This is a genomic window from Andreprevotia lacus DSM 23236 (assembly GCF_900176275.1).
GTDB classification, from domain to species: domain Bacteria; phylum Pseudomonadota; class Gammaproteobacteria; order Burkholderiales; family Chitinibacteraceae; genus Andreprevotia; species Andreprevotia lacus.
On the sequence record NZ_FWXD01000011.1, the window covers coordinates 149,261 to 155,730 of the forward strand.

The 6,470-nt window shown below is 61.7% G+C and carries 4 protein-coding genes; 2 read left to right on the forward strand and 2 right to left on the reverse strand.

The features are described from left to right. Window positions 1-2: 2 nt before the first annotated feature. Complete coding sequence (locus tag B9A19_RS11120) at window positions 3-884, reverse strand: AraC family transcriptional regulator (RefSeq protein WP_084090866.1); 882 nt, start codon at window positions 882-884, stop codon at window positions 3-5. A 295-nt stretch (window positions 885-1,179) separates the two neighbouring features. Between B9A19_RS11120 and B9A19_RS11125 the strand changes: the two genes are divergently transcribed. Together B9A19_RS11125 and B9A19_RS11130 are read left to right on the forward strand one after the other, a co-directional pair. After that, complete coding sequence (locus B9A19_RS11125) at window positions 1,180-2,073, forward strand: transporter substrate-binding domain-containing protein (protein ID WP_084090867.1); 894 nt, start codon at window positions 1,180-1,182, stop codon at window positions 2,071-2,073. Then, entirely contained in the window at window positions 2,070-5,897 is a 3,828-nt protein-coding gene (locus tag B9A19_RS11130; protein WP_084090868.1) for a PAS domain-containing protein, read from the forward strand. Before B9A19_RS11125 ends, B9A19_RS11130 begins: the two co-directional genes overlap by 4 nt. A 58-nt stretch (window positions 5,898-5,955) precedes the next feature. Here B9A19_RS11130 and B9A19_RS11135 read toward each other — a convergent pair. Beyond that, the coding region (locus tag B9A19_RS11135) for an IS3 family transposase (protein WP_139798782.1) at window positions 5,956-6,470 on the reverse strand (515 nt) is incomplete at its 5' end.

The following is a 6,470-nucleotide window of genomic DNA, read 5'->3' on the forward strand; positions in this document are numbered from 1 at the left end:
CCCTAGATCAGCGGCAGGAAGACATCCGTCACCATTTCATGCTCCGGCACGTCGGGAAAGAATTTCACGCGTTGCACGTAGAGCGGAAAGTCGCGCAATTGCTCGCCGCTGGCGGGCAGCCATTCTGCGTAGAGAAAGCGGATGGCAGCGACCATGCGCTCGGTTGCACCGGTGGCGCGCAGCACGGCGCAGCGGCCCGCAGGGATATGGCCGCTGGTAATCCCGATATCGTTCGGTGCCGGTTCAGTGTCGATCACGCAGCAAAGGTCGAGGCGGAATAGCTCGGGTGGCGTGGTATCCGGATTGTCGTAAAGGATGTTGTAGGTAGCACTCACGCTGGGTGGCAGATTGTTTTCCCGACGCCAGGCGATAAAGCGCTGCACCGATTCGCCGATGCGCTGCAGGTCGCCACGATGCGGCAAAATGGCAATCTGAACGGCGGGGCAGTCGACGATTCGTACCTCGTCTGCGGTGTGTTGTTGGGCCATATGAGTACTCCTCAGGTCGCTGAGTGGTTGCAGGCGGGCATGCCAGCCTTGCCAGTCGGGGCTGCTGCGAAAGGCCGTGGGTGTTTGCCCGGTGAGCTTCTTGAAGGCGCGGGCAAAGGCTTCGGGGCTGTCGTAACCGCAATCGAGCGCGATATCGAGCACGCTGCGCGTCGGGTGATAAGCCAGCCGCTGGCTGGCGCGCTGCAAGCGGGTTTGCTGCACGTACTGGAACAGGCCGATGCCGAACCACTCGGCAAACTGGCGATGAAAATGAAAGCGTGAGCAGCAGGCAAGGTTGCTGAGTTGCTCCAGCGTCAGCGCTCCGTCCAGATGCGCATCGATGTATTCCAGTACGGTACGAAAACGGGTGCGATAGCGTTCGGTGGCAGATTGCATGGCTTCCCCTGTTGTTAGGGCGACTGTAGCGCACGGCATGGCCGTTTGCCCTGACAGATATTGCGCAATACGTTCACGAAAAGGACGTTGGAATGAAGACGAGCTGCAATGCTGATGCAGGCAACAGCAAGGCATGCATTGCACGGCAACCCTTACCTGCAACCGCGCGGAGCTTGGCATAGGCTTTTTGATTGCTTGCCTGGTGCTGTTAAATGTCTGGTGCAGCGCTATATTGATCTGATCGTACCTTTTGCGTTACCGATGTGTCGTGATTGCGCCTTGCACAAGGTTGAACATGGGAATCCGCCTTTTTCTGCTACTGCTGGTCTTGTCCGCTTTCGCCTGGTCCCGTCCGGCCATGGCTGGCGCGCTCCAGCTGGATGACGAGACGCAGCGCTGGCTGGCAGTACACCGCACCATCTACTATGCTCCCGAATCCGATTACGGCCCCTTTGTGTTTACCGATGCGCAAGGCGTACCGCAGGGCTTATCGGTGGATTTTCTGCAGCTGATCGGCGAGCAGGCTGGCATACGCTTTGCGGCCTTGCCGGCTGCGCCGCTCAGCCAGAACCTGGAGGGGGTGAAGCTTGGCAAGGTGGACGTGCTGACCTCCTTGCGGCCCACGCCAGAGCGCGCGCAATGGCTGGATTTCAGCAAACCCTATGTGCTGGTGCCTGCAGCACTGGCGGTGCGCAGTGGCGCCGGTCAGCCCGATCTGGCGGCACTGGCAGGCAAGCGGGTTGCCGTGGGCAAGGGCTATGCGGTGGAGGGCTTCGTCAGGGAGCACTATCCTTCGTTGCGCTGGGAGGCCGTGCCCGACGATGCCAGCGGCTTGCGTTTGTTGCGCGGTGGGCAGGTGGAGGCCATGGTGCTGGATGAAGCGAGCTTTGCCTTCATCGTCAAGCGCGAAGGCTGGAAGGACCTGACCCTGGGCGACCGGGTTGGCTATGACTACCCGCTCAGCATGGCCTATCGCAAGGACTGGCCGGAACTGGGGCGCATCTTTGATGCCGCGTTGCTGGCATTGCCGCCTGACCAGAAAACAGTGGTACTGACACGCTGGTTGCCCGAGCGCCAGCACGGTACACGGCGCGGCGACAATGCGATTGCCGCGGGTGGTATCGCCATCGTGGCGGCCGGGATTGCCGTGTTGCTGTACAGCCGTTTGCGCAAGCAGAGGGCCGCGTGAGTCTCCGCCCGGCCGCAGCAGCCCCCGTTTCCGAGCTGCATACGCCGCGCGAATATGGCTGGCGCGGCGCGCTGCTGCTGGCCTTGACCTACTGCGCGGCAGCATTGCTGTGCATTTTTCTGTCGCGCCAGCCGGGCAATATCGCCACCCTTTGGCTGGCCAATGCCTGCCTGGTGGCCACGCTTTACGATGCGCAGTATCGCAGCTGGCCGTTGCTGCTGCTTGCCAGCGGGCTGGGCAACCTGCTGGCCAATGTCACTTTTGGCGATTCCATCCTGCTCAGCATCAGTTTCCTGCCAGGCAATGTGCTGGAGGCCATGCTCGGCGCGCTGGTACTGCGCCATGCCGGCTACTGGCGCGGCTTTGAGCGCAACGTGCTGGCGTTGTTGCAGCTGAACCTGCTGGGCGCATTGTTGCCGGGATTACTGGGGGCCACCATCGGCGCCAGCCTGATTGCATGGTATGGCTTTGCCCCGTTTGACAAGGTGTGGCCAGCCTGGCTGGCTGGTGATGTGCTCGGCTCCGTCTGCGTGCTGCCGCTGGCCATGCTGTGGCTGCGGCGCACACCCAGCCATTCGCTTGCCGAGCTGCGCAACCCGGATCTGCTGGCCGCAGTGCTGATTGCATTGCCATTGCTGGTGCTGGCGATGCACTACCTGCCTTTGCCGCTGGTATACGGCATAGTGCCGCTGGTGCTGGCTGCTTTGTGGCTGCCGCTGTTGGCGCAACTGGCGCTGGTCATGTTTGCGTCGATAGCCGCGAGCGCAGCAATTGCCACCGGCTATTTCGTGCCGCCGCCGATGCTCAGCTACTCGGATGTGCTGCTGATCTATATCCCCGTTTGCCTGATGGTGCTGGTGCCGCAGATCCTGGCCGTGGCGGTGCAGGAAACGCGACTGCGCACGGCCGCGCAGCAACTGAGCGAGCGGCGCTTTCGCGACATCATCCGCTACGCCGCCATTGGTCTGGTGCTGAATGACAGCGAGCGTCGCATGATCGAGGTCAACGACGCCTTCTGCAACCTGATGGGGTATGCGCGCAAGGAGTTGATTGGCCAACCCTTTGGGCAACTGGTTCACCCGGACGATTTTGCTGCGGAGCAGGACAAGACCAGCCTGTTGCGCCAGGGGAGCAGTGATGTTTATGAAGGCGAAATCCGCTTCATCCATCGCAGCGGCGCGTTGATTGTGACCGAGGTGAAGGCCACGCGGCTGGAAGACACCACCAGCGGCAGCCTGATCATCCAGGTCAACGACATCACGCAGCGGCGCCAGGCAGAGCTGGCAATCAGCGAGTTGACCGAGCGCCTGCGGTTGGCAACCGGCTCGGTCGGTCTGGGGGTATGGGACCTCAACCTGCAGACCCATGCCTTGCTGTGGGACGAGACCATGTACTCGTTGTATGACTATCCGCAGGGCTTGGGCGAAGAAAACTACCAGCTGTGGCGCGCGCGCGTGCACCCGGATGACGTGAACCGGGTCGAGGCGGCGTTGAGCGACTGCATTGCGCGGGGCAGCGTTTTCGCCAGTACCTTCCGCCTGCAGCTGGCCGATGGTGCGATACGCCACATTGCGGCCGATGCGGTGCCCATCCGTGGGGATGACGGCAAGCCCGTGCGCATGGTCGGGGTGAACCGGGATATCTCGGTACAGGTTCTGGCTGAACAGGCGCTGATTGCCGCCAAGGAGTCGGCCGAGCGGGCCAGCCAGGTCAAGAGCCAGTTCGTGGCCAATATGAGCCACGAAATCCGCACCCCGATGAATGCGGTGCTTGGCATGAGCGAGCTGCTGGCGGCTACACCGTTGACGCCGGAGCAGCGCAAATACCTGGACATGACACGCGCTGCCGGGCGCTCGTTGCTGGCGATCATCAACGACATTCTGGATTTTTCCAAGATCGAAGCAGGCCAGATGGTGCTGAACGAGGAGGAGTTCCTGCTTGGCCAGGTGCTGGATTCTGTGGCCGCGATGATGACGGTCAATTCCAGCAGCAAGCCGCTTGAGCTGGTGATCGGTGTCGAGCCCGGCGTGCCGCTGCGCTTGCTGGGTGACGAGCTGCGCCTGCAGCAAATCCTGTTCAATCTATGCGGCAATGCGGTCAAGTTTACTGCCGAGGGCGAGGTATCGCTGCTGGTACGGCAGGCCGGGCGGCGCAATGATCAGACGGTGCTGCTGGAGTTCATTGTCACCGATTGTGGCATCGGCATGGATGAATGGCAGGTAGAGCAGCTCTTTTCGGCTTTTTCGCAGGCGGATCCTTCCATTACCCGGCGTTTCGGTGGCAGCGGGCTGGGGCTGGCAATCTCCAAGCGTTTGGTGGATGCCATGCAAGGGCAGGTTGCGGTGCAGAGCGCTTTGGGCAAGGGCACGACCTTCCGCGTTACCCTGCCATTCGGGGTTGGCATGCAGGCAAGCCTCGCCAGACCCGATTTTGCGCAGAACTATCTGATTGCGTCGCCCAATGCCCTGTTGAGCAAGTCCATTGCCGATTATGTGGGGAGCTGGGGTGGGCGTCATGTCACTGTCGCGCAGCAGGGCGAATTGCTGAACGCCTTGCAAACCGGCCCGGAGAGTGAATACGACGTACTGCTGGTTGATGGCCGTTTGGTAGATGCAGGCTGCGAAGCCGCAATCCGCACGCTGCGCGAGCATGCCGCGCCGCCGTTGCTGGTGGTGCTGGGCACGCGCAATGGCGTGGCGCCATTCGATGCCGTTGCCGTGAAGCCGGTGACCAGTTCCAGCCTGATGAACGCATTGCAGGAGGCGTATGGCAAGCGGGTCGGCGAGCCGGGCGAAGCCGCTGCGGTTGGCGAGGAGACCGTGCACCTGAACGGTCGCATCCTGCTGGTGGAAGACAATGGCTTCAATCAGGCGGTGGCAATCGGTTTCCTCTCCCCCAGTGGCTTGCAGGTCGAGACTGCGGACAACGGCCGCATCGCCGTTGAACGGCTGCGCCAAGCGCCAACGGCATTTGATCTGGTGCTGATGGATGTGCAGATGCCGGTCATGGACGGCTATAGCGCCGCGCGGGCGATCCGCAGCGAGCTTGGCTTGCAGGTGCCCATCATCGCCATGTCGGCAGGGGTGCTGGAGTCCGAACGCGCAGCATGCTTTGCCGCAGGCATGAATGATTTCCTGCCCAAGCCGGTGGACTGCAATGCGTTGCTGCAACTGGTGTCCAGCTATCTGGAGGCGCCGGCACCACTGTTGTCGCCATCGCGTGGTGATGAACCGGTGCATCCGCTGTTGCGCGAGGAGCAGTTGCTTGCGCGGGCAGTGCAAATGCCGTCCTTGATGATATCGGTCGCCCCCATCCTGACCTCGATTGTTGAGCGGGCGCAGCAGCCCATTGGCCAGATCGATGCCTTGCTGCAGGCGGGCAAGGTGCAGGATGCACAGGCAGAGCTGCACACATTGAAAGGTGAAATGGCCAATCTTGGTGCCGTACGCATGGCCGAGCTGCTGGCACAAGCCGAGCGCAAGCTCCGGAATGGCGAGGTCGACCTGAGCCGCGAGCTGCCGCTGATCGGCAATACGCTGGCCGAAACGCTGGCCGCGCTGGCGGCGTGGCTGGAACAGCATGCTGCCCGACACGCAGAAGACCAAGATGCGCCGGCCCAGCTGCTGGATGAGGCGCAGCTGGCCGATTTGCTGGTGGCGCTGCGCAATAATGATCTGAAGGCCATTGAGCTGTTCGAGACCATGCGCATCAGCATGCGCGGGCATTTTGGCGCCGTGCAGGTGGCGGATATGGAAGCGGCCATGTCCATGCTGCAGTTTGGCCGTGTGCTGGCGGTGCTGGAGCAACCCGGCATGACGGCTTGAATCGACCTGACCCGTCCTGAATTAGGTTGACACCCAAAACAGCTGGTTTGAACCCGCATTATTCTGCCAACGACGCCCGGTGCACCGCATCGGGCGTTTGCATTTGCAACGACAGATGCGGCCGCTCATGGTTATAAATCGCGACCGACTCACCCACCATCCGCCGGGCCTGCGCAAGGTCCGCAGGCCGCTGCAACAACAACTCCGTCTTGAGAATGCCATTCACCCGCTCTGCCAGCGCATTCTGGTAGCAATCATACCCATCCGTCATCGAGCAGATCACCCCATGCTGCCGATGCAGCTTCTGGTAGTAACTCGAGCAGTACTGCACACCACGATCCGAGTGATGAACCAATGCCTGTCGGGTCTGCCGACTTCGCAACGCCATTTTCAAGGCTTGGGCTACCTCTTCAGTCTGCAAGCTGGCATGAACATGCCAGCCGACAATCTTGCGGGAGTACGCATCCGTGATCAGGCTCAGGTAGACGACCTTGCCCGCCGTCGGCAGGTAGGTGATATCGGCGACCCAGAGTTGTTCGCTACGCTGCACAACCCATTGCGCCGGCCCCGGCT